The 22,538-nt window shown below is 64.3% G+C and carries 21 protein-coding genes and 1 rRNA gene; 4 read left to right on the top strand and 18 right to left on the bottom strand.

What is annotated here, in order from left to right; all coding sequences use genetic code 11:
- Window positions 1–421: 421 nt before the first annotated feature.
- The 3 genes from clpB to rluD all read right to left on the bottom strand — a co-directional run bounded on the left by clpB (window position 422) and on the right by rluD (window position 4,877).
- Window positions 422–2,986: an ATP-dependent chaperone ClpB gene (clpB, locus tag IX761_RS08040; protein ID WP_194789076.1), complete on the bottom strand. Its 2,565-nt coding sequence runs from the start codon at window positions 2,984–2,986 to the stop codon at window positions 422–424.
- 194 nt (window positions 2,987–3,180) lie between these two features.
- The gene (gene pgeF / locus IX761_RS08035) at window positions 3,181–3,918 is read right to left on the bottom strand and encodes a peptidoglycan editing factor PgeF (RefSeq protein ID WP_194789075.1); all 738 of its coding nucleotides are present in this window, start codon (window positions 3,916–3,918) and stop codon (window positions 3,181–3,183) included.
- Window positions 3,915–4,877, bottom strand: coding sequence for a 23S rRNA pseudouridine(1911/1915/1917) synthase RluD (gene rluD / locus IX761_RS08030; protein ID WP_194789074.1), 963 nt, complete (start codon window positions 4,875–4,877; stop codon window positions 3,915–3,917). The genes pgeF and rluD overlap by 4 nt, the downstream gene beginning before the upstream one ends.
- A 148-nt stretch (window positions 4,878–5,025) precedes the next feature.
- Here rluD and IX761_RS08025 point away from each other — a divergent pair, with 148 nt between their 5' ends.
- Entirely contained in the window at window positions 5,026–6,045 is a 1,020-nt protein-coding gene (locus tag IX761_RS08025; RefSeq protein ID WP_194789073.1) for an outer membrane protein assembly factor BamD, read from the top strand.
- Between the two features lie 95 nt (window positions 6,046–6,140).
- Complete coding sequence (locus IX761_RS08020; RefSeq protein WP_194789072.1) at window positions 6,141–6,371, top strand: PP0621 family protein; 231 nt, start codon at window positions 6,141–6,143, stop codon at window positions 6,369–6,371.
- Between the two features lie 226 nt (window positions 6,372–6,597).
- On the opposite strand, the gene thiO is transcribed toward IX761_RS08020, so the two are convergent.
- The 5 genes from thiO to IX761_RS27385 are packed head-to-tail and all read right to left on the bottom strand — an operon-like array spanning window position 6,598 to window position 9,617.
- Window positions 6,598–7,695, bottom strand: a complete 1,098-nt coding sequence (gene thiO, locus IX761_RS08015; RefSeq protein WP_194789071.1) for a glycine oxidase ThiO — start codon at window positions 7,693–7,695, stop codon at window positions 6,598–6,600.
- Window positions 7,696–7,749: 54 nt separating this feature from the next.
- Window positions 7,750–8,148 carry a type IV pilin protein gene (locus tag IX761_RS08010; protein WP_194789070.1) on the bottom strand — a complete coding sequence of 133 codons (399 nt, stop codon included), beginning with the start codon at window positions 8,146–8,148 and terminating at the stop codon, window positions 7,750–7,752.
- A gap of 1 nt (window position 8,149) precedes the next feature.
- Entirely contained in the window at window positions 8,150–8,620 is a 471-nt protein-coding gene (locus IX761_RS08005) for a hypothetical protein (RefSeq protein WP_194789069.1), read from the bottom strand.
- Entirely contained in the window at window positions 8,617–9,264 is a 648-nt protein-coding gene (locus IX761_RS08000) for a PilW family protein (protein WP_194789068.1), read from the bottom strand. Before IX761_RS08000 ends, IX761_RS08005 begins: the two co-directional genes overlap by 4 nt.
- Window positions 9,261–9,617 (bottom strand): type IV pilus modification PilV family protein, encoded by a 357-nt coding sequence (locus tag IX761_RS27385; protein WP_323744564.1) that lies wholly within the window; start codon window positions 9,615–9,617, stop codon window positions 9,261–9,263. Before IX761_RS27385 ends, IX761_RS08000 begins: the two co-directional genes overlap by 4 nt.
- Before the next feature lie 109 nt (window positions 9,618–9,726).
- On the opposite strand from IX761_RS27385, the gene IX761_RS07990 reads away from it, so the two are divergent.
- On the top strand, window positions 9,727–10,206 hold the full coding sequence (locus IX761_RS07990; protein WP_194789067.1) for a GspH/FimT family pseudopilin: 480 nt from the start codon (window positions 9,727–9,729) through the stop codon (window positions 10,204–10,206).
- On the opposite strand, the gene ispH is transcribed toward IX761_RS07990, so the two are convergent.
- The 6 genes from ispH to murJ all read right to left on the bottom strand — a co-directional run bounded on the left by ispH (window position 10,207) and on the right by murJ (window position 17,541).
- Window positions 10,207–11,154, bottom strand: a complete 948-nt coding sequence (ispH, locus tag IX761_RS07985) for a 4-hydroxy-3-methylbut-2-enyl diphosphate reductase (protein WP_194789066.1) — start codon at window positions 11,152–11,154, stop codon at window positions 10,207–10,209.
- A 14-nt stretch (window positions 11,155–11,168) separates the two neighbouring features.
- On the bottom strand, window positions 11,169–11,606 hold the full coding sequence (locus IX761_RS07980) for an FKBP-type peptidyl-prolyl cis-trans isomerase (protein WP_194789065.1): 438 nt from the start codon (window positions 11,604–11,606) through the stop codon (window positions 11,169–11,171).
- Entirely contained in the window at window positions 11,599–12,114 is a 516-nt protein-coding gene (gene lspA / locus IX761_RS07975) for a signal peptidase II (protein ID WP_194789064.1), read from the bottom strand. Before lspA ends, IX761_RS07980 begins: the two co-directional genes overlap by 8 nt.
- Window positions 12,107–14,938, bottom strand: a complete 2,832-nt coding sequence (gene ileS, locus IX761_RS07970; RefSeq protein WP_194789063.1) for an isoleucine--tRNA ligase — start codon at window positions 14,936–14,938, stop codon at window positions 12,107–12,109. Before ileS ends, lspA begins: the two co-directional genes overlap by 8 nt.
- Window positions 14,935–15,885 (bottom strand): bifunctional riboflavin kinase/FAD synthetase, encoded by a 951-nt coding sequence (ribF, locus tag IX761_RS07965; RefSeq protein ID WP_194789062.1) that lies wholly within the window; start codon window positions 15,883–15,885, stop codon window positions 14,935–14,937. Before ribF ends, ileS begins: the two co-directional genes overlap by 4 nt.
- Before the next feature lie 117 nt (window positions 15,886–16,002).
- The gene (gene murJ / locus IX761_RS07960; RefSeq protein WP_194789061.1) at window positions 16,003–17,541 is read right to left on the bottom strand and encodes a murein biosynthesis integral membrane protein MurJ; all 1,539 of its coding nucleotides are present in this window, start codon (window positions 17,539–17,541) and stop codon (window positions 16,003–16,005) included.
- Between the two features lie 252 nt (window positions 17,542–17,793).
- Here murJ and rpsT point away from each other — a divergent pair, with 252 nt between their 5' ends.
- A complete protein-coding gene (gene rpsT / locus IX761_RS07955; protein ID WP_003247625.1) occupies window positions 17,794–18,072 on the top strand; it encodes a 30S ribosomal protein S20 in 279 nt (92 codons plus the stop codon).
- 305 nt (window positions 18,073–18,377) lie between these two features.
- Here the strand turns inward: rpsT and IX761_RS07950 are convergent, their stop codons facing one another.
- The 4 genes from IX761_RS07950 to rrf all read right to left on the bottom strand — a co-directional run bounded on the left by IX761_RS07950 (window position 18,378) and on the right by rrf (window position 22,365).
- Window positions 18,378–20,678 (bottom strand): PqiB family protein, encoded by a 2,301-nt coding sequence (locus IX761_RS07950; RefSeq protein ID WP_194789060.1) that lies wholly within the window; start codon window positions 20,676–20,678, stop codon window positions 18,378–18,380.
- On the bottom strand, window positions 20,671–21,294 hold the full coding sequence (locus tag IX761_RS07945; protein WP_194789059.1) for a paraquat-inducible protein A: 624 nt from the start codon (window positions 21,292–21,294) through the stop codon (window positions 20,671–20,673). Before IX761_RS07945 ends, IX761_RS07950 begins: the two co-directional genes overlap by 8 nt.
- The gene (locus tag IX761_RS07940; protein WP_194789058.1) at window positions 21,281–21,940 is read right to left on the bottom strand and encodes a paraquat-inducible protein A; all 660 of its coding nucleotides are present in this window, start codon (window positions 21,938–21,940) and stop codon (window positions 21,281–21,283) included. The genes IX761_RS07945 and IX761_RS07940 overlap by 14 nt, the downstream gene beginning before the upstream one ends.
- 309 nt (window positions 21,941–22,249) lie before the next feature.
- Window positions 22,250–22,365, bottom strand: a 5S ribosomal RNA gene (gene rrf, locus IX761_RS07935).
- Window positions 22,366–22,538 lie beyond the last annotated feature (173 nt).

Genomic DNA, 22,538 nt, shown 5'->3' with positions numbered 1-22,538 from the left:
CTTCGGTACAACTCCGAAGGCTGTGTTAGCTTCGAACTCTTTAGCTTCTTCGCTTTCGCGTTGTCGCTGCTGAGGCCGGCTATTCTACATTCTTCGTTTTGCTTGTCAACCACTTTTTTTCGTTCAACTTACTGATTTGTAAGTTATTTTCAGATCGTCGGTGTTGCTGGCGATCTGCTCAGTGCCTGACAGCGGGGCGAATATTAGGGGCACTCTGATTTTTGTGCAAGCGTTTTTTTCAAAATTTTCAGCAAGTTATGCGAAAGGCCGGAAAAACGGGCAGTTTGCGGGGTCTGGGCGGGCCCTATCGCCGGCAAGCCGGCTCCCACAGGGATCGCGCTAATCTTGTGGGAGCCGGCTTGCCGGCGATTGGGCGCACGCAAACCGCCAAAAAAAACCCCGCCGAAGCGGGGTTCTTTCATCAACCGAAGACGATCTCGTCGCCCTCCACCTTCGCGGTGATCGCCGCACCAGGCAGGAACTGCCCAGCGAGGATCAACTGCGCCAGCGGGTTCTCGATCCAGCGCTGGATCGCCCGCTTGAGCGGCCGTGCGCCATACACCGGGTCGTAACCCACGGCGATCAGCTTGTCCAACGCCTCCGGGCTCAGGCTCAGCGACAGCTCGCGTTCGAGCAGGCGGCTGCGCAGGCGGCCAAGCTGGATCTCGGTGATGCCGGCGATCTGCTCGCGGCCCAGTGGCTCGAACACCACCACTTCGTCGATACGGTTGATGAACTCAGGGCGGAAGTGCGCCCCCACCGCGTCCATCACCGCCGCCCGCTGTGCCTCGCGGTCACCGGCCAGTTCCTGGATCTGCGCCGAGCCCAGGTTGGAGGTCATCACGATCACGGTGTTGCGGAAGTCCACGGTGCGGCCGTGGCTGTCGGTCAGGCGGCCATCCTCGAGCACCTGCAGCAGCACGTTGAACACATCCGGGTGGGCCTTCTCCACCTCGTCGAGCAGCACCACCGCGTACGGCTTGCGGCGCACGGCTTCGGTGAGGTAACCGCCCTCTTCATAGCCCACATACCCTGGCGGGGCGCCGATCAGCCGCGCCACGGAGTGTTTCTCCATGAACTCGGACATGTCGATGCGCACCATGGCCTCTTCGGTGTCGAACAGGAACTCGGCCAGCGCCTTGCACAGCTCGGTCTTGCCCACCCCGGTCGGGCCGAGGAACAGGAACGAGCCGCTGGGGCGGTTGGGGTCGGACAGCCCGGCACGGGAACGGCGCACGGCGTTGGCCACGGCGGTCACCGCCTCGTCCTGGCCGATCACCCGCTCATGCAGCAGGCTTTCCATCTTCAGCAGCTTCTCGCGCTCGCCTTCGAGCATCTTGGCCACCGGGATGCCGGTCCACTTGGACACCACTTCGGCGATTTCTTCCTCGGTGACCTTGTTGCGCAGCAGTTGGTTCTCGGTCTTGCCGTGCTGGTCGACCATCTGCAGGCTGCGCTCCAGGTCCGGGATCACCCCGTACTGCAGCTCGGCCATGCGGCTGAGGTCGCCTTTGCGGCGCGCGGCTTCCAGCTCCTGGCGGGCCTGCTCGATCTTCTGCTGGATCTGCGCCGAGCCTTGCACCTCGGCTTTTTCCGAAGCCCAGATTTCTTCCAGGTCGGAGTATTCACGCTCCAGCCGTTCGATTTCTTCGGTCAGCTTCTCCAGGCGTTTCTTCGCCGCTTCGTCCTCTTCTTTCTTCAGCGCCTGGGACTCCACCTTCAGCTGGATCAGGCGACGGTCGAGGCGGTCGAGCACTTCGGGCTTGGAGTCGATCTCCATGCGGATGCGGCTGGCAGCTTCGTCGATCAGGTCGATGGCCTTGTCCGGCAGCTGGCGATCGGTGATGTAGCGGTGGCTGAGCTTGGCCGCGGCGATGATCGCGCCGTCGGTGATGGCCACCTTGTGGTGCACTTCGTAGCGTTCTTTAAGGCCGCGCAGGATGGCGATGGTGTCTTCCTCGCTCGGCTCCTCGACCAGCACCTTCTGGAAGCGGCGCTCGAGAGCGGCGTCCTTCTCGATGAACTGGCGGTACTCGTTGAGCGTGGTGGCGCCGACGCAATGCAGTTCGCCACGGGCCAGGGCCGGCTTGAGCATGTTGCCGGCGTCCATGGCGCCCTCGCCTTTGCCGGCGCCGACCATGGTGTGCAGCTCGTCGATGAACAGGATGATCTGGCCTTCCTGCTTGGACAGCTCGTTGAGCAGGCCTTTGAGGCGCTCTTCGAACTCGCCGCGGTACTTGGCGCCAGCGATCAGCGCGCCCATGTCCAGCGCCAGCAGGCGCTTGCCCTTGAGGCCGTCGGGCACTTCGCCGTTGATGATGCGCTGGGCCAGGCCTTCGGCGATGGCGGTCTTGCCCACGCCAGGCTCACCGATCAGCACCGGGTTGTTCTTGGTCCGGCGTTGCAGCACCTGCACGGTGCGGCGGATTTCGTCGTCACGGCCAATCACCGGGTCGAGCTTGCCCTCTTCGGCGCGCTTGGTGAGGTCGACGGTGTACTTGTCCAGGGCCTGGCGCGACTCTTCGGCGTTGGCGTCATTCACCGCCTCGCCGCCACGCAGGTTGTTGATGGCGTTTTCCAGGGCCTTCTTGGTCACGCCCTGGCCCAGCAGCAACTTGCCGACCTTGCTGTTCTCGTCCATGGCGGCCAGCAGCACCAGTTCGCTGGAGATGAACTGGTCGCCCTTCTGCTGGGCCAGGCGGTCGGCCTGGTTGAGCAGGCGCGCCAGGTCCTGGGACATGTTCACGTCGCCGGTGGGGTTCTGGATTTTCGGCAGTTGGTCGAGCTCTTTGCTCAACGCCTTCTTCAGGCTGTTGATGTCGAAGCCCACCTGCATCAGCAGTGGCTTGATCGAGCCGCCCTGCTGGTCGATGAGGGCCTGCAACAGGTGCAGAGGCTCGATGGCCGGGTGGTCCATGCCCACGGCCAGGGATTGGGAATCGGATAACGCGAGTTGCAGCTTGCTGGTCAGTCGGTCTATTCGCATGGGGATACCTTCCTATAAAGGGCAGGCGGAGCGATGGACAGCACCTTATGAAGAACCTGCCTGAGATGACCAATAGATAAGGCTGATTCTGGAAGATTCAAGCTTAGCGGGGTTGACGGGGGTCAGCAGTGCCGGTGGAGCAGCCAAGATTGCTGGGGCTGCCGCGAAAGGGGCGCAAAGCGCCCCCAGGGTCATCAAGGCTGCAACCACACCAACGAAGCAAAGCGCCCACCCTGCGGGGTGCGGCGATAAGAGAAGAAGCGCGGGTCGCTGACGGTGCAGAAGCCGCCACCATAAACGGCAGTCACCCCACGCGCCGCCAGGCGTATCCGCGCCAGCGCGTAGATATCCGCCATCAGCTTGCCCGGGCGCTCGCCCTCGACAAACGCCGCGGCGGCCTCGGGATGCTCGGCGGTAAAGGCATCGCGCACTTCCACGCCAACCTCGAACGCCTGCGGGCCAATAGCAGGCCCCAGCCACACCAGCACCTCTTCAGGCGCCAGCGCCAGGCGATCAAGGGTTGCCTCCAGCACACCACCGGCCAACCCGCGCCAGCCGGCATGGGCAGCCGCCACACGGGTACCGGCGCGGTCGCAGAACAGCGCAGGCAAGCAGTCAGCGGTCATCACGGTGCAGGCGATACCGGGCTGGTCGGTCCAGCTGGCGTCGGCTTCGGCGACCACGGCCGGGTCGGCGTCGGCCACCACCAACCCGTGCACCTGCTTGAGCCAGGCGGGTTGAACAGCGAATTCATCACTGAGGCGGCGGCGGTTCTCGGCGACCGCGGCGGGGCTGTCGCCCACGTGGTCGCCAAGATTGAAGGTGTCGTAGGGCGGCAGGCTGACGCCGCCCTCGCGGGTGGTGACACAGGCGCGAACCGAGGCCGGGGCCGGCCAGTCGGGGAAGATCAGCGACTGCGCCAGCCCACTCATCCGATAAAGCTCTCGCGGTCGTCGTTGAGCAGCGACAGCAGCCAGAGGAAATCATCCGGCAGCGGCGAGGCCCATTCCATGCGTTCACCGGTGGCTGGGTGGTCCAGCGCCAGGAAGCGTGCGTGCAGGGCCTGGCGCGGGAAGTTCTTCACCGCCTCGACCATGGCCACGCTGGCGGCCGGCGGAATGCGGAAACGCACGCCGTAGGTCTGGTCGCCGACCAACGGATAACCCACATGCGCCATGTGCACACGGATCTGGTGGGTGCGGCCGGTTTCCAGCTTGACCCGCACATGGGTGTGCGAACGGAAGCGCTTGAGCACGCGGTAGTGGCTGACCGCCGGCTTGCCGCCGTCGGTCACCGCCATGCGCTGGCGCTCGCCACCGTGACGACCAATGGGGGCGTCGATCTTGCCACCGGCAATCACCACGCCCACCACGATGCATTCATAGATGCGGCTGACCGAGCGCTTCTGCAGCTGGTCGACCAGATTCGTTTGCGCCTGCAGGGTCTTGGCCACCACCATCAGACCGGTGGTGTCCTTGTCCAGGCGGTGCACGATACCCGCGCGCGGCACGTTGACGATGTCCGGCACGTGGTGCAGCAAGGCATTGAGCAGGGTGCCGTCCGGGTGGCCGGCCGCCGGGTGTACCACCAGCCCGGCGGGCTTGTTGATCACCAGGATCTGGTCGTCCTCGTAGACGATGTCCAGCTCGATATCCTGGGCCACCCATTCGCCCTGGGCCTCCTGCTCGGCCTCGAGTGCCAGGATGGAGCCACTGTGGACGGTGTCGCGCGGCCGCAGCACCGCGCCATCGACAGTCAGGCGGCCATCTTTGATCCACGAGGACAGGCGCGAACGCGAGTACTCGGCGAACAGTTGGGCGGCGACCTGGTCGAGGCGTTGGCCGCCCAGTTCGGACGGGACCTCTGCGCTAAGTTGAATGATCTCGGACATGCTCGAATCGACGGGCGTTCAGCCTTTGGTTTCGGCTGCGCGCTTGTGGTTAAATACGGCTTCTTTTGCCCCGGGGTTGGCCGGGGGCGCTCATCATAACAGGACGGCACCGCCCAAGACAGCGGCCGTCAAAGGGACGCAAGCCGCCATGCAAGTGAAACACCTGCTGCTGATCGCCATCCTCGGGCTCACCGCGGCCTGTTCCTCGAACAAGGAAGTCATCGACGAGAACCTCAGCGAAGCTGAGCTGTACCAGCAGGCCCAGGCCGACCTGGACAACTCCAGCTATACCAGCGCCGTGAACAAGCTCAAGGCCCTGGAATCGCGCTACCCGTTCGGCCGCTACGCCGACCAGGCCCAGCTCGAGCTGATCTACGCCAACTACAAGAACTCCGAGCCCGAGGCCGCCAAATCGGCCGCCGAGCGCTTCATCCGCCTGCACCCGCAGCACCCGAACGTCGACTACGCCTACTATCTCAAAGGCCTGACCTCGTTCGACCAGGACCGTGGCCTGCTGGCGCGCTTCCTGCCGCTGGACATGACCAAGCGTGACCCGGGCGCCGCCCGCGACTCGTACAACGAGTTCGCCCAGCTGACCAGCCGCTTCCCCAACAGCCGCTACGCGCCAGACGCCAAGCAGCGCATGATCTACCTGCGCAACCTGCTGGCCGCCTACGAAATCCACGTGGCCGACTACTACCTGAGCCGCGAAGCTTATGTAGCTGCCGCCAACCGTGGCCGCTACGTGGTGGAGAACTTCCAGGAGACGCCGTCCGTCGGCGACGGCCTGGCGGTGATGACCGAGGCCTACCAGAAGATGCACCTGGACGACCTGGCGGCCACCAGCCTGGAAACCCTCAAGCTCAACTACCCGGACCACCCGAGCCTGGTCGATGGCCAGTTCGTGCCCAAGCAGGGCGAAGCTGATGAGCGCTCGTGGCTGTCCAAGGCCACCCTGGGCCTGATCGAAACCGAGACCCCGCTGCCGCCAGGCGAGACCCGCGCCAACCAGGACGTGGTCCGTCAGTTCCAGGATGCCCGTTCGGAGATGCCGGCAGACCTGCTGCCCAAGGACGAGAACGGCGACCCGATCCTGCCGGAAGGCCCGAAGGAAGCCGAGAAGGACCGCTCCTGGTTCAGCTACATGACCTTCGGTCTGTTCGACTGATCCATCGCGCTGCGAGAAAGGGAGGCCTGAGGCCTCCCTTTTTTATTGGCCGCGCCCTAGACTGTCGGCTTCTTTATTTCGACAAGCTGGAAAAAATGGTTCGCCTACTCTTCTGGATCGCCCTGATCGCCGCCGCGTTCTGGCTGTGGCGCAAGTTCAAGACCAGCCAGCAATCGCCCGCCGAGCCTCGCCTCGAGGACCCGCTGCGGATGGTGCGCTGCGCCCATTGCGGCGTGCACCTGCCCAATGACCGGGCGCTGCAGCTGGGCAAGGAGTTCTATTGCAGCCAGCAGCACCTGGAACAGGGGCCTGGGCGGCAGGGCTGACGGAGGCCGCTTTGCGGCCTTTTCGCCGGCATGCCCCCACCTCAAGGCTTGCACTTCTCCTGTAGGAGCGGCCTTGCCGGGGCGCCGGACCGGCCGGAAAGGGCCGCAAAGCGGCCCCGGCGATCTTGAGGTGTATTCGAGATCCAGGGGGCGCTACGCACCCCTTTCGCGACACAAGGCCGCTCCTACATGTCAGCGAAAGGCCCGCAAAGCGGGCCCGGCAATCTCAGCCCAAGCGCCCCGCTGGCGCGTAGGGTGCAGGGTCGATGATTGGCGCGTGCCCCAGCAGCAGGTCGCTGAACAGCTGGCATGACGCCGGCGCCAGCACCAGCCCATTGCGGTAATGCCCGCAGTTCAACCACAACCCCGCATACCCCGGCACCGCGCCGATGTACGGAATGCCTTCGGGTGACCCCGGGCGCAGGCCTGCCCAATGCCCGACCACCTCGGCCTCCGCCAACGCCGGCAGCAACTCGATCGCCGAGGCCCTGAGGCTTTGCAGCGCGTCCTCGGTCGGGGTCTTGTCGTAACCTTCGTGCTCCAGCGTGCTGCCGACCAGGATATGGCCGTCGCGGCGCGGGATCGCATAACGCCCCTTGGCCAGCACCATGCTTGGCAGGAAGTCCTCGGCGCACTTGAACAGGATCATCTGCCCTTTCACCGGCTCCACCGGCAACTCAAGGCCCAGGGTGCGCAGCAGGTCGCCGCTCCAGGCGCCGGCACTGAGCACCACGTCATCGGCCGCCAGCACGCCTTCACCGGTTTGCACGCCGGTGATACGCCCGTCTTGTTGCTCGAAGCCGGTGATCTGGCAGTGCTCGCGCAAGGTGACGTTGGGCAGCGCCAGCAGCGCAGCCTTGAGCGACTTGACCAGGCGCGGGTTGCGCACGTTGGCGACGCCGGCCATGTAGATGGCGTGGCGGTAGCCCGGGCCGAGCACCGGCACCGCGTCGTAGGCAGCCGAGATATCCACCGCGCTGAGCGGCCGCCGTTCGCGGGCGGCCCATTGCAGGGCTTCGGCTTCGTCATCCAGGTCCAGCCAGTACAACCCGGTGGTATGCACCTCGGGGTCGATGCCGGTGCTGCCGAACAGGCGCTCGCCCAGCTGTGGATAAAAATCCTGCGACCAGTGCGCCAGGGCGGTCACCGCTGCGCTGTAGCGCCAGGGGTACAGTGGCGAGACAATCCCGCCGCCCGCCCAGGACGACTCGCGGCCGACTTCGCCCTGGTCGCACACCACCACCCGGTCGACCTCGGCCGCCAGGTTGAACGCCGTCAGCAGGCCGATGACGCCACCGCCGACAATCACTACTTGCTTGCTCATCGTTCGATCCAACACCTGAAGTAATTCCACGGTGCCCAGGCACCCTAATACGCTTCAGCTTCCCCAGCACAGTTCGAGACTGTCGCTACCGCCCGGATTGCCACGCACGCCGGCCTGGTCGAGCAGGAAGTCGCCGCAGCGGTCGTCCGCCATGTAGCCGCCTGGCAGGCGCGTGGCCAGCAGCTCGAAGCGGTCGTTGTCGCGACGAGCCTGCAAACGGTAGTAGCGCGTGCCCGCGGGCAATGGCGTCAGCTGCTGGCCACTGTCGGCATAATCGCCGGCGCGGGTGCGGTGCTGCTCCAGGCGCAGGGCGGCTTCATGCAGCAGGCCGACCACTTCGCTGCGGGCGGCACGCCGCAGCTGGTCGCTGTAGCTGGGGTAGGCAATGGCCGCCAGCATGCCGATCAGCGCCACGACAATCAATAACTCAATCAGGCTCAGGCCACGCTGCATGTCAGTCCTCCTCCAGGCGCTGGCGCCAGCTGATGCGTCGAGGCACTGCCGTATCATCCAATGCATGCACCGCTTCCAGTACCCGGCGCCCGTGCACCTGGCGGCTGATGGCCGTTACCCGCACCAGGTTCACTGGTTGCCCGGCCGGCATGCTGGCAGCTCGGGTACTTTCGCCGAGGTTCTGCAACAGCACGTAGCCGCTGTCGGTGGCTTGCCAGGGTGGCGCCGGTTCGCCGTCGGGGAGCCCCGGCGGCAGGCAGGCCGAACACCGCTCGGGCAAGCGCGTCGAGAGCAACGCCGCACCCTCGATCAGGCTGGCCTCTGCCTGCTCGAAAGCGCGTGCCCCCGCCAGTTGCTCGCCCATCAGCCGCTGCTGCATCAGTGCCTCACGCAACCCCTGGGCCGCCAGCAGGCCGAGCAGCAGGCTCAGGCTCAGGGCCAGCAACAGCACCACACCCTGCTGCCGTTTCATGAGCCGTGCCTCGGGTTGCGCAACGCCACGCTCAACTGGTGACGGTGCTCGAGCTGGTGCTGGCGGTCGAACAGCGTCAGGCGAATATCCAACCGCTCACCCTCCCCCGCTTCGACGCGGTTCACCTCGAACGCCCGCACATTGTCGATCAGCAGGGCATTCTGGACATTGGTAACGAGCTGGAGGCTACCGTTGTTCAGCCGATAGGTCAGCCTGCGAATGGGCAGCGCCATCGTGCCTGGGCCGGGTACATGCTGGTGGCCCACCACCTCGGCCCAGCTGTGGCAATCGGTCAGTACCGTCCAATCGGCCTTGCCGACCAACCCTGGCAGCTCGGCCCCCACCAGGGTCAGGCTGCCGGGCGCGATCGTGATGGGTGTGGCAAACGCCTCGGCGGCGCCGGATGACTTGAAGTCCGTGGCTTCCAAGCGCAGGCAACCGAACATGCCGGCCATGCGGATATCCTCTGCCAGGCGCTGCAACGCCAGCCGGGCGTCCTCTTGCAGGCGGGCCGTCGCCCCTTGCAGGCGCCAGGCTTGGTAGGCCGAACCGAACAACTGGCTGGCCGCCGCCAGCAGCATCAGGCCGAGCGCCAGGGCCAGCAGTGCCTCGATCAAGCCGAAGCCGACAGAGCGCCGCCTCATGGCTGTACCCTGCCTTGCAGTTCGAGCACCTGCCGCTGACCGGCCACTGGCCAAGACACTTCGAGCATCAGCCAATCAGCCGTGAAGCTGGCGCGCGCCTCGGCCTGCCCACCTAGCACAGCCGCCACCTGCCCCCGCCACGCCGCCGTGTCGACCGCCGACAGCGCGCCCCTCGCCCTGGCGCGCTCCAGCATGCCTTGCAGCAGCTGCAACGCCTGCCCTTCACGCCGGACGCTGTCGCTGGCGTGCAGGCCGTGTACCTGTATGGCCGCGGCCATGAACACGCCCAGCGCCAGCACGGTCATGGCCACCAGCACTTCCAACAACGTCATTCCGCTTTCCCTGCCCCACATCGCTCCCCCTCCTGGGATTATTCCTCGCCTGCTGCCTGAAGCCACCGACTGGCACTCGTGTGAACGGGTGGCGAAGCTTCAGCGAAGCACTTCCAGGGAGGAATGCACGGTGAGGCAACAGGGTGTAACACTGCTACAAATGATGTCTGCGCTGGCCGTGGCGGGCCTTCTGACACAGCTTGGGGTATCAGCCTACGGCAAGCTCAGCGAGGAGCTGCATCAGGCTGCGACAGCCCGTGAGCTGGTACAGGCGCTGCGTGACGCGCGCAATCAGGCCTTGCTAGGTCAGCGGGCGGTAGTGGTGCGGCCGATGGAGGAAGGCTGGGGCAAGGGCTGGCGTGTTGTGCTGGAGCACAACGGCCAGTTGCTGCGTGAGTACCGCCTGGCAAAGCCAGCCAGGATCGTCGCAAGTTCGGCTAGAACGGTCAGGTTCAGCGGGCGCGGGGCGCCGCTGGGGGATGGCTTCGGGGGAATCACCTTGGCCGTTTGCCGGCGGGGGGCCACAGGGGGCGAGCAGCACGTGGTGCTCAGCCCCAGTGGCCGGGTCAGCCTGCGCGAAGGCGACAACGGCCTTTGCGCAGGCGCCTGATCAGATCAGCGAGCGTACCCGCAGCTCCTTGGGCATGGAGAAGGTGATGTTCTCCTCGCGCCCGTCGAGCTCTTCGGCGCCGATGGCGCCCCAGGCCTTGAGCTGCTCGATCACGCCACGCACCAACACCTCGGGGGCCGAGGCGCCAGCGGTGATGCCGATGCGCTCAACGCCGTCGAACCAGCTGCGTTGCAGGTCTTCGGCGCCGTCGATCAGGTAGGCTGGAGTGCTCATCCGTTCCGCCAGCTCACGCAGGCGGTTGGAGTTGGAGCTGTTGGGGCTGCCGACCACCAGCACCACGTCGCACTCGTCGGCCAGTTGCTTAACGGCGTCCTGGCGGTTCTGGGTGGCGTAGCAGATGTCATCCTTGCGCGGGCCGCCGATGCTCGGGAAGCGGGCGCGCAGGGCATCGATGACCCGGCTGGTGTCATCCATCGACAGCGTGGTCTGGGTGACGAAGGCCAGGTGCTCGGGGTTGCGCACCTGCAACGCGGCGACGTCCTTCTCGTCTTCGACGAGGTAGATGGCGCCGCCATTGCTGGCGTCGTACTGGCCCATGGTGCCTTCCACTTCCGGGTGCCCGGCATGGCCGATAAGGATGCACTCACGGCCGTCGCGGCTGTACTTGGCGACCTCGATATGCACCTTGGTCACCAGCGGGCAGGTGGCGTCGAACACTTTCAGGCCACGGCCGGCGGCTTCCTGGCGCACCGCTTGCGAAACACCGTGGGCGCTGAAGATGACGATGACGTCGTCGGGCACCTGGTCCAGTTCTTCGACGAACACCGCGCCACGGCTGCGCAGGTCTTCGACCACGAACTTGTTGTGCACCACTTCGTGGCGCACGTAGATCGGCGGGCCGAAGACTTCCAGGGCGCGGTTGACGATCTCGATCGCCCGGTCGACCCCGGCGCAGAAGCCGCGCGGGTTGGCGAGTTTGATTTGCATGCTCGGCTCCGGGCTCACAGGGCCTTCACGTCGAGGATCTGCACCTCGAAGTTCAGGGTCTTGCCAGCCAGTGGATGGTTGAAGTCGATGGTCACCTGGTTGTCGTCGAACGCTTTGACCACGCCGGGCAATTCAGTGTTGGCGGCGTCGTTGAAGATCACCAGCAGCCCCTCGGACAGCTCCATGCCTTCGAACTGCGAGCGCGGCATCACCTGCACGTTCTGCGGGTTGTGCTGGCCGAAGGCGTTTTCCGGGGCGATGCTCAGCTTGCGCTGGTCACCGGCCTTGAAGCCGAACAGGGCGTTCTCGAAGCCCGGCAGCAGGTTGCCGTCGCCGACCTTGAACGTGGCCGGGGCCTTGTCGAAGGTGCTGTCGACGGTATCGCCGTTCTCGAGGTGCAGGGCGAAGTGCAGGGTCACTTCGGTGTTCTGGCCAATACGTGTCTCAGTCATGGACAGGCTCCTCGGACTTCTTGCTCTTGAACATGTCCAGCGCCAGCATCACCGCACCGACGGTGATGGCGCTGTCGGCCAGGTTGAAGGCCGGGAAGTAATGGGTGTTGCGCCAGTGCACCAGGATGAAGTCGACCACGTGGCCCAGCACCACGCGGTCATACAGGTTGCCCAGCGCACCGCCCAGCACCAGGGCCAGGGCCACGGCCAGCCAGGTCTCGTTGCGCCCCAGGCGCTTGAGCCAGACCACCAGCACAGCACTGACCACCACGGCGATTACGGCGAACAGCCAGCGCTGCCAGCCGGAACTGTCGGCGAGGAAGCTGAACGCGGCGCCGGTGTTGTAGGCCAGGGTCCAGCTGAAGTAGTCGGGGATGACCACGATCTGCTGGTACAGGCTCAGCGCGCCCTCGAAGTAGACCTTGGTGGCCTGGTCGGCGACCAGCACCACCAGGCTCAGCCAGAGCCAGGCAAGGCGCCCGAAGCGCCCCGCAGCCGCATTAGGCATAGTGGCGCACCTCACCTTCACCGCTCAGGTTGTCGACGCAACGGCCGCAGATTTCCGGGTGCTCCGGGTGGCTGCCGACGTCGGCGCGGAAGTGCCAGCAACGGCCACACTTGGCGTGACCGGACTTGACCACCTTCAGCTTGAGACCTTCGACTTCGGTTGTCACGGCATCGGCCGGGGCCTGGACGAACGGTACGACGCTGGCGGCCGAGGTGATCAGCACGAAGCGCAGCTCGTCGCCCAGCTTGTTCAGGTCGGCGGTGAGGCCTTCCTCGGCGAACAGGGTGACTTCGGCCTGCAGGTTGCCACCGATGACCTTGGCGGTACGCTGGTTTTCCAGCTCCTTGTTGACCGCGGCCTTGACGGCCATCACACGGTCCCAGTAGGCGCGGTCCAGCTCGGTACCTTCGGGCAGCTCGCTCAGGCCTTCGTACCAGCCGTTGAGCATCACCGACTCGTTGCGCTCGCCCGGCAGGTACTGCCAGATTTCGTCGGCGGTGAACGCCAGGATCGGCGCGATCCAGCGCACCAGGGCCTCGCTGATGTGGTACAGCGCGGTCTGGCAGGAACGGCGGGCGACACTGTTGGCGCCGGTGGTGTACTGGCGGTCCTTGATGATGTCGAGGTAGAAGCCGCCCAGCTCCTGCACACAGAAGTTGTGGACCTTGGAGTAGACGTTCCAGAAGCGGTATTCGCCGTAGTGCTCTTCCAGCTCGCGCTGCAGCAGCAGGGTGCGGTCGACCGCCCAGCGGTCCAGGGCCAGCATGTCTTCGGCCGGCAGCAGGTCGCGGGCCGGGTCGAAGCCGGACAGGTTGGAGAGCAGGAAGCGTGCGGTGTTGCGGATACGGCGGTAGGCGTCGGCGCTGCGCTGCAGGATCTGCTCGGAAACAGCCATCTCGCCGGAATAGTCGGTGGCGGCGACCCACAGGCGCAGGATGTCGGCGCCCAGGGTGTTGTTGACCTTCTCCGGCTCGATGGTGTTACCCAGCGACTTGGACATCTTGCGGCCGTTTTCGTCCACGGTGAAGCCGTGGGTCAGCAGCTCGCGGTACGGCGCGTGGCCGTCGATGGCGCAGCCGGTCAGCAAGGATGAGTGGAACCAGCCGCGGTGCTGGTCGGAGCCTTCGAGGTACAGGTCGGCGCGCGGGCCGGTGGCGTGGCCGATGTTGTGCGAGCCACGCAGCACGTGCCAGTGGGTGGTACCGGAGTCGAACCAGACGTCGAGGGTGTCGGTGATCTTGTCGTACTGGCCGGCTTCGTCACCCAGCAGTTCTTTGGCGTCGAGCTTGAACCAGGCTTCGATGCCTTCTTTCTCGACGCGCTTGGCCACTTCTTCCATCAGCTCGACGGTGCGCGGGTGCAGCTCGCCGGTTTGCTTGTCGAGGAAGAACGGGATCGGCACGCCCCAGTTGCGCTGACGCGAGATGCACCAGTCCGGGCGGTTGGCGATCATCGAATGCAGGCGCGCCTGGCCCCAGGCCGGGACGAACTTGGTGTCTTCGATGGCCTTGAGCGCGCGTTCGCGCAGCGGCTCGCCGGTGGACGGCTGCTTGTCCATGCCCACGAACCACTGCGCGGTGGCGCGGTAGATCAGCGGGGTCTTGTGGCGCCAGCAGTGCATGTAGCTGTGGCTGATGGTTTCGGTGTGCATCAGCGCACCGACTTCGCTGAGCTTGTCGACGATGGCCGGGTTGGCCTTCCAGATGAACTGGCCGCCGAAGAACGGCAGCGACTCGACGTACACGCCGTTGCTTTGTACCGGGGTGAGGATGTCGTCGTTGACCATGCCGTAGCGCTTGCAGGTGACGAAGTCGTCTTCACCGTAGGCAGGCGAGGAGTGAACCACGCCGGTGCCGGCGCCCAGTTCGACGTAGTCGGCCAGGTAGATTGGCGACAGGCGGTCGTAGAACGGGTGGCGGAAGTTGATCAGTTCCAGCGCCGAACCTTGGGCGGTGGCGATGACCGAGCCTTCCAGGTTGTAGCGCTTGAGGCACGACTCGACCAGCTCTTCGGCCAGCACCAGCAGGCGCTCGCCGGTATCGACCAGGGCGTACTTGAACTCCGGGTGGATGTTCAGCGCTTGGTTGGCCGGGATGGTCCACGGGGTGGTGGTCCAGATCACGATGGCGGCGGGCTTGGCCAGCGAGGCCAGGCCGAAGGCGGCAGCCAGTTTACCTTCGTCGGCGACCGGGAAGGCGACGTCGATGGTCTGGGATTTCTTGTCGGCGTACTCGACTTCGGCTTCGGCTAGCGCGGAGCCGCAATCAAAGCACCAGTTCACCGGCTTGAGGCCCTTGAACACGAAGCCTTGCTTGACCATTTCGGCGAGCGCGCGGATTTCACCGGCCTCGTTGGCGAAGTCCATGGTCTTGTAGGGGTTGTCCCAGTCGCCCAGCACACCCAGGCGGATGAACTCGGTCTTCTGCCCTTCGATCTGCTCGGCGGCGTACTCGCGGCACAGTTCGCGGGTGCGGTCGGCGGTCAGGTGCTTGCCGTGGGTGACCTCGACCTTGTGCTCGATCGGCAGGCCGTGGCAGTCCCAGCCCGGCACGTAGGGTGCGTCGAAGCCCGACAGGGTTTTCGAGCGGATGATCATGTCCTTGAGAATCTTGTTCAGCGCATGACCGATGTGGATCTTGCCGTTGGCATAGGGCGGGCCGTCGTGCAGGACGAACTTCGGACGGTCCTTGCCAATTTCGCGCAGCTTCTGGTACAGGCCAATGCTGTCCCAGCGCTGCAGGATCTGCGGTTCGCGCTGAGGCAGGCCGGCCTTCATTGGGAAGGCGGTGTCCGGAAGGTTTAGCGTGGCTTTGTAGTCGGTCATTTCAGGCTCTTCGTTAGCGGTTGAGCGTGCCAGTGGGCACGTGCGGCGGCGATGTCCGCGTCGATCGCCGACTTCAGCGCCTCCAGGGAGGCGAAACGCTGCTCTTCACGCAGCTTGTGGTGGAACTCCACCGTCAGACGCCGGCCGTAGAGGTCACCGGCGTAGTCCAGAAGATGAATCTCCAGGTGGGGACGCCCGTCACCAGCGACGGTGGGGCGTACTCCGATGTTGCCGACACCCGGCCAGTGCTTGCCGTCGATCTCGATGCTGGCCAGGTAGACCCCGGACAGCGGCACGCGGCGGCGCTTGAGCTGGATGTTGGCGGTGGGCGTGCCGAGCTGGCGGGCCAGCTTCTGGCCGTGCAGCACGCGCCCGGTGATGCGGTAAGGGCGGCCCAGCAAGTGCTCGGCCAGCTCGAAGTTGCCTTCGCCCAGGGCCTTGCGCACTTCGGTGCTGCTGACCCGCAGGCCGTCCTGGATCACGGTGTTGGCCGCTTCGACCGTGAAGCCGTATTGCTTGCCGGCTTCGACCAGGAAGGCGAAGTCGCCGGCGCGGTCGCAGCCGAAGCGGAAGTCGTCGCCCACTTCGAGGTGGCGCACGCCCAGGCCGTCGACCAGGATCGCCTTGACGAACGCATCGGCGCTGAGCTTGCTCAGGCGCTGGTTGAAAGCCAGGCACAGCACCCGGTCGATACCTTCGGCGGCCAGCAGCTCGACCTTGTCGCGCAGGCGCGCCAGGCGGGCTGGAGCAGTGTCGGGGGCGAAATATTCGCGCGGCTGCGGCTCGAAGATCACCACGCAGGTGGGCAGGCCCAGTTCCTGGCCGCGTTCGCGCAGGCGCGCGAGGATCGCCTGGTGGCCCCGGTGGACCCCGTCGAAGTTGCCAATGGTGGCGACACAGCCCCGGTGCTCGGGGCGTAGGTTGTGAAGACCTCGAACCAGCTGCATAACGCGCTTCTTGCTCATAAAGTGGCCGATTATAACCACACCCGGGCGCTGACGACAGGCAGCAGCGCCACCCGGGTGTGTGGAATGTGAAAAACCGACGCCTGACCCTTTTACGCCTCAGTGCAGCGCATTTCGGGCGAAATGCCGCGGGCGGAAACCGCACAGGTACAGGCAACCGAAGTAAGTGATCACGCCCGCCGCGATCAGGGCGCCCAGGCGCAGGAAGCGCTCGAGCATGTTGCCCTGTTCCCAGGCCGGCAGGTAATGCATGCCCAGCAGCAGTACGCCCGACATCAGCCCCACCGCCAGCACCAGCTTGAGCAGGAACAGCAGCCAGCCAGGCTGCGGTTGGTAAAGCCGCTGGGTGCGCAGCTTCCAGAACAGCAGGCCGGCGTTCAGGCAGGCGCCGATGCTGATGGCCAGGGCCAGGCCGGCATGGGCCAGCGGGCCGATCAGCACCAGGTTGAGCAACTGGGTGCAGACCAGGGTGAACACGGCGATCTTCACCGGCGTGCGGATATTCTGCTGCGCATAGAAGCCCGGTGCCAACACCTTGACCAGGATGATCGCCAGCAGACCCACCGAGTAGGCGATCAGCGCACGCTGGGTCATCGCCGCGTCGAAGGCGGTGAACTTGCCGTACTGGAACAGCGCCACGGTCAGCGGCTCGGCGAGAATCGCCAGGGCCAGGGTGCAGGGCAGCACCAGCAGGAAGCACAGGCGCAGGCCCCAGTCGAGGATCCGCGAATATTCTTCACGGTCCTTGTTGGCGTAGGTCTTGGCCAGCGTGGGCAGCAGGATGGTGCCCAGGGCCACGCCCAGCACCCCCGATGGCAGCTCCATCAGGCGGTCGGCGTAGTACATCCACGACACCGAGCCTGCGACCAGGAACGAGGCGAAGATGGTGTTGATGATCAGCGAGATCTGGCTCACCGACACCCCGAGAATCGCCGGCAGCATCTGCTTGAGCACCCGCCATACGCCGCTGTCGCGCACGTTGAGGCGCGGCAGTACGAGCATGCCGATCTTCTTCAGCGCCGGCAGCTGGTACAGCAGCTGCGCCAGGCCTCCAGCCAGCACACCCCAGCCCAGGGCCATGATCGGTGGGTCGAAATAAGGGGTGAGCAGCACGGCGAAGGCGATCATCGCCACGTTGAGCAGGGTCGGCGTGAAGGCCGGCACGCTGAAGCGGTTCCAGGTATTGAGGATGGCGCCGGCCAGCGATGACAGCGAGATCAGCAATATATAAGGAAAGGTCACCCGCAGCAGCGAGGTGGTCAGCTCGTATTTTTCAGTGCTGTCGACGAAACCTGGCGCGGTGGCCCACACCACCCAGGGCGCGGCGAGGATGCCGACCACGGTGACCAGGGCCAGGACCAGGGTCAGCAGGCCGCTGACATAGGCGATGAAGGTGCGGGTGGCCTCCTCGCCCTGCTGTGTCTTGTACTCGGCCAGGATCGGTACGAAGGCTTGCGAAAACGCGCCTTCGGCGAAAATCCTGCGCAGCAGGTTGGGCAGTTTGAAGGCGATGAAGAAGGCGTCGGTGGCGATGCCGGCACCGAAAACGCGGGCCAGGATGGTGTCGCGCACGAAGCCGAGCACCCGGGAAATCATGGTGATGGAACTGACCGCAGCCAGGGATTTGAGCAGGTTCATCGAAAGTTTTTCACGCCAGAGGACGGAGGACGCTGCCAGTTGGCATCCGAATGTGCGATACTCCCGCGCCTTCGCAGGGGAGCCAAAAATTCCCGAGTTTACAGGTCGCGTAACAGAATGGAATCTTTCCAGCCTGTTGACCCACCACTCGGCGGAACCTTGCAGGTGGCCTTGACATCCGTTCGACTCGTCGGCATGATTCGCGGCCTATTTTGTTTGCTATTTACCTAAAGTCTTTCGAGGAGCTCGACGGTGGCCAACACACCTTCCGCCAAGAAACGTGCAAAACAGGCTGAGAAGCGTCGCAGCCACAACGCCAGCCTGCGTTCCATGGTCCGCACCTACATCAAGAATGTAGTTAAAGCCATTGACGCAAAAGACGCCGAAAAAGCGCAAGCCGCTTACGTTCTGGCTGTGCCTGTTATCGACCGTATGGCCGACAAAGGCATCATCCACAAGAACAAAGCTGCTCGCCACAAAGGCCGTCTGAATGGCCACATCAAGGCGCTGAAAGAAGCTGCAGCTGCCTAAGCGACGTTCTTGTCGAAAAAACCGACCCTAGGGTCGGTTTTTTTATGCCTGTGATTTGGCTGTCGATTGCGCTGGCCCTCCACTATCTTGCACAGAGCATGTGTCTTGCACGTGAATCTGTAGGAGCGGCCTTGTGTCGCGAAAGGGCCGCAAAGCGGCCCCGGCTATTGATGGTGCTACATAAATGGCTGGGGTCTGCTTCGCAGCCCTTTCGCGACACAAGGCCGCTCCTACACGGGCCGTGCAAGCCTTGAGGTGTGGGGCCGGCTTGCCGGCGAAAGGGCCGCAGAGCGGCCCCTACCCTGCTACTTGCCGACCTGGATCTTCGGCGCCCACTGCAGCCAGGCATCTTCAGGCTTGTCGAACAAGGCGAAGGTCTGCTGCGGGCGTGCTGGGTTGCCCATCTGCTCGCCGTCCGGCGTGGCGAAGGCGATGCCGCCATCGATCAGGGTCTCCAGCGACTCGGTACGCACCGTGGCACCTTTGAACAGCCCCCAGTCGAAGCCGAACCCGCTGCTGTTCCAGAACCGGCTACCGCCACGCACCAGGCCGGCATAGCGCGGCTCGATGAGGATGTGGATCAGTACCCTGTCGGCGGTCTGGCCCAGCTCGAACCCGGTCACCTTGCCCACCTGCACCTCGCGGTAGGTGACCGGCACACCCGGCTTGATCGAACCCCGGCGCGGCGCGCTGAGGGTCAGCGGCAAGCCGACCTCTTCGCCCTTGAGCTCCGGCGCATCGGCCAGGGCGATGAAATCACGCTGCGACCCCTTGTCCTTCAGCGCTGGCAGCACTTCCAAGTACTGCCCGCCCACCAGTGTGTCGAGGTTCTCGGTACGTACCAGGCCAAGGGACGGCTTGACCACCCAGAACTGCGTGCCGGTACGGGCAATGCGCTCGGCGGCATGGGTAATGCGCGCGCGCAGCATGACACCCTGCAGGTCGCTGGTCAGGTCGACACTTTCCACGCTGCCCACATCCAGGCCGCGAAAACGAATGGGGGTACCCGGCTTCAGGCCATCGGCACGCTCCACGCGAATGGTGATCAAGGCGCCGGCACGGTTGGCCGCGTCCTGGCTTTCATGCAGGCGGAAGCGCGGGATGCGACGCTTGAGCGGTACATCAGGCTTGGGTGTGTCGAAGGAAATACCACCGGCCATCAGGGTCTGCAGCGACTCGCTCTTGACCTGGATGCCGGACAACCCACCGGTCAAGGTGATACCACTGGCATTCCAGAAGCGGGTGGAACCGTTGACCAGGTTGGCGTACTCCTTCTCGATATGCACACCGATCAGGATGCGCTTGCTGTTGCGGGCGAACTGGTAGCTTTGCACGCTACCCACGCGCACCTGGCGGTACATGACCGGGCTGCCCACTTCCAGCGAACCCAACGTGTCGGCGAACAGCACCATGTGCAGGCCGGGCGCCTTCAGGTCCAGCGGTGGCGCTTTGGGACGCGCCTCGAACTCTCGCAGGGGCTTGGCACCGGGCTCACCGGGGCGGACAGCGATGTAGTTGCCCTTCACCAGCGCCTCAAGGCCGGTGATGCCAGCCAGCGAGATGGACGGCTTGACCACCCAGAATTGCGTGCCCTCGACCAGGTAGTCTTCGGCGAGCGGGTCCAGGGTCAGCTCGGCGGTGGCACTGGAGAGGTCGCCCGCGACCGCCAGATCCTTGAGCGTACCCACCTGGATACCCTTGTACAGCACGGGTGTACGGCCCTTCTGCAGGCCTTCGAAGTCGCTGAGCTTGACCTTGACGCGGATCCCGGCCTGGGCGGCATCGAAATCCTCGTACAGCCGGAACGGCAGGCCTGGGTCGGTGGGCGGGCTGTCCTTGCGATTCTCTGGCGTGGCGAAGGCGATACCACCGGCGACGATGCTCGACAGCGACTCGGTGCGCACCTTCACCCCGGACAGGTCGGCGTCGATGCTGACGCCGCTGGCATTCCAGAAGCGCGTGTGCTTGCGCACCAGGCTGGCATAGGCTGGCGCGATGAACACTTTGATTTCTACCGTGCTCTGGTCTTCGGACAGGCGATAGCTCTTCACCCGGCCTACTTGGATCTGCTTGTAGAACACCGGGCTGTCGCGGTTGAGCGAGCCCAGGCGTTCAGCCTTGAGCGTCAGGTGCAGGCCCGGCTCGGTGTCGGACAGTGGCGGGGCTTCCTTGAGTGCGGTGAAACGTTTGGTTGGCTCACCTTCACCGGGGTCCACGGCGATGTAGTTGCCCGAAACCAAGGTCTCCAGCCCCGTGATACCGGCCAGGCTGACGCTTGGCTTGACCAGCCAGAAGCGGGTGCCCTTGGTCAGGTGTGGGCCGGCTTCCTTGCGCATCTCGATGGTGGCGACGACGCCACGGTTGTCACCTTGGTTATCCAGCACCAGGCTGGTGACCTTGCCCACCGACATGCCTTTGAAGATGACTTCGGTCTTGTTGGCTACGATGCCTTCGCCGGTTTCGAAGCGCACCTGGATTTCGACACCGGCATCACGGTAGGCCTGCCAGGCCAGCCAGCCGCCGATCGCCAGGGCGATCAGCGGCAGGATCCAAATGGCCGACCAGTTTGAAGCGGGGCGGGTTTTAGCCGTAGGCAAGTCACTCATGGTCGTCATCCGACTCCGTGTTGTCCCAGATCAGTCGGGGATCGAAAGTTAAGGCGGCGAGCATCGTCAGGATCACCACGGTGGCAAAGGCGACGGCGCCCAAGTTGGCTTCGACACTGGCGATACGGCCAAAATTCACCACTGCCACAAGGATGGCGATGACGAAGATGTCCAGCATGGACCAGCGCCCGATGAATTCGATGAAGCGGTACATCAATATGCGTTGCCGTGCCGATAACGGCTGGTGGCGTTGCACGGAATAGAGCAGCAGGGCGATGCCCACCAGCTTGAAGGTCGGTACCAGGATGCTGGCGATGAACACCACGGCGGCGATGGGCAGCATGCCGTGCTTCATCAGGGTGATGACCCCCGACATGATGGTGTCGGGGCTGCCCTGGCCCAGCGCGCTGACCGTCATGATCGGCAGCACGTTGGCGGGGATGTAGAGGATCATCGCCGCGATCAGCAGCGCCCAGGTACGCACGATGCTGTTTGGGCGCCGTTCATGGACTACCGCACCGCACCGGGTGCAGGTTTGCGAACTGGCGCCCGCCTCGCGACGGTTGAGCTCGTGGCATTCGCCACAGACCAGGATGCCCGCATCAATCGCCCGCATGGACGTCCTCCCCCGACAGCGCTACCCAGATCTGGTGCGGCGACATCACCACCTCCAGCCATACCTGGACCAGCAACAGGCTGATGAAACAGAACAAGCCAAGGCCGATGCTCAGCTCGGCCAGGTCGACCAGCTTGACGATGGCCACCAGCACGCCCATGAAGTAGACCTCGAGCATGCCCCATTCGCGCAGGTGGTGGTAAATGCGGTAGATGAGCAGGCCGTAGCTGCGGCCGATGTCCAGGCGGATGCTCAGCAGCACCGTCAGCTGGCAGATCAGCTTGAGCAGGGGGATGGCCATGCTGCACAGGAACACCACCATCGCGATGCCGCGCATGCCTGAGTTATAGAGGCCCAGCACACCACTCCAGACTGTGTCGTCGGAGGTCTGGCCGAGCAGGTGCAATTGCATGATCGGCAGGAAGTTCGCAGGTACATACAGCAGTAACGCCGTCAGTACCAGCGCAAGGCTGCGGTTGACCAGGTTATGGCGATGGGCATAGAGCTCGTAGCCACAGCGCGGGCAGAGAGCCTTTTCGTCATGCTGCAGTGAGGTCTTGCGCATCAGTAGATCGCACTCGTGGCAGGCCACAAGCTCGTCCAACGGCAATTGCGCGAGTGCTTCGGGGTCGACAGGGTTGGGCATGGAGAGGTTCTGAATGGATGCGTCGGCTCTATTCTAGTGTTCCGACTTGAAATGTGGGAGATGACGATTGTGAGGAACTGTGCGCTGCCGGTGAGGCGGGCCTCGCGAGGATTGGCACCGGCGTTGCCGGTGTTCGCCGGCAAGCCCACCCCGAGCGCACGATTATCAAGACTTGCGCTGTACCTGTGGGAGCCGGCTTGCCGGCGATGAGACCGGCGCATGCAGCACAAGACAGTTGCGCCCACTGTTTTCGGCCCACAAAGACAAAACCCCTACCTGCATGCGCAGATAGGGGTTTTGCGAAATGAATCTTGACGATGACCTACTCTCACATGGGGAAACCCCACACTACCATCGGCGATGCATCGTTTCACTACTGAGTTCGGGATGGGATCAGGTGGTTCCAATGCTCTATGGTCGTCAAGAAATTCGGTTGCCGGTCTGTCTTTGCAGACAACCCAGCCAATTCGGATATGTGATCTTGTGAAGTTGCGAACTTTCGGGTCTTTCGTCTTCACCACCACAATCTGCAGTTGCAAATTGCTTGGGTGTTATATGGTCAAGCCTCACGGGCAATTAGTATCACGGGCAATTAGTA

It is taken from the genome of Pseudomonas sp. UFMG81 (assembly GCF_015354575.1).
Taxonomy (GTDB): Bacteria; Pseudomonadota; Gammaproteobacteria; order Pseudomonadales; family Pseudomonadaceae; genus Aquipseudomonas.
The sequence above is the reverse complement of the archived record's forward strand: the minus strand, read 5'-3'. Positions and strand labels throughout refer to the sequence as shown.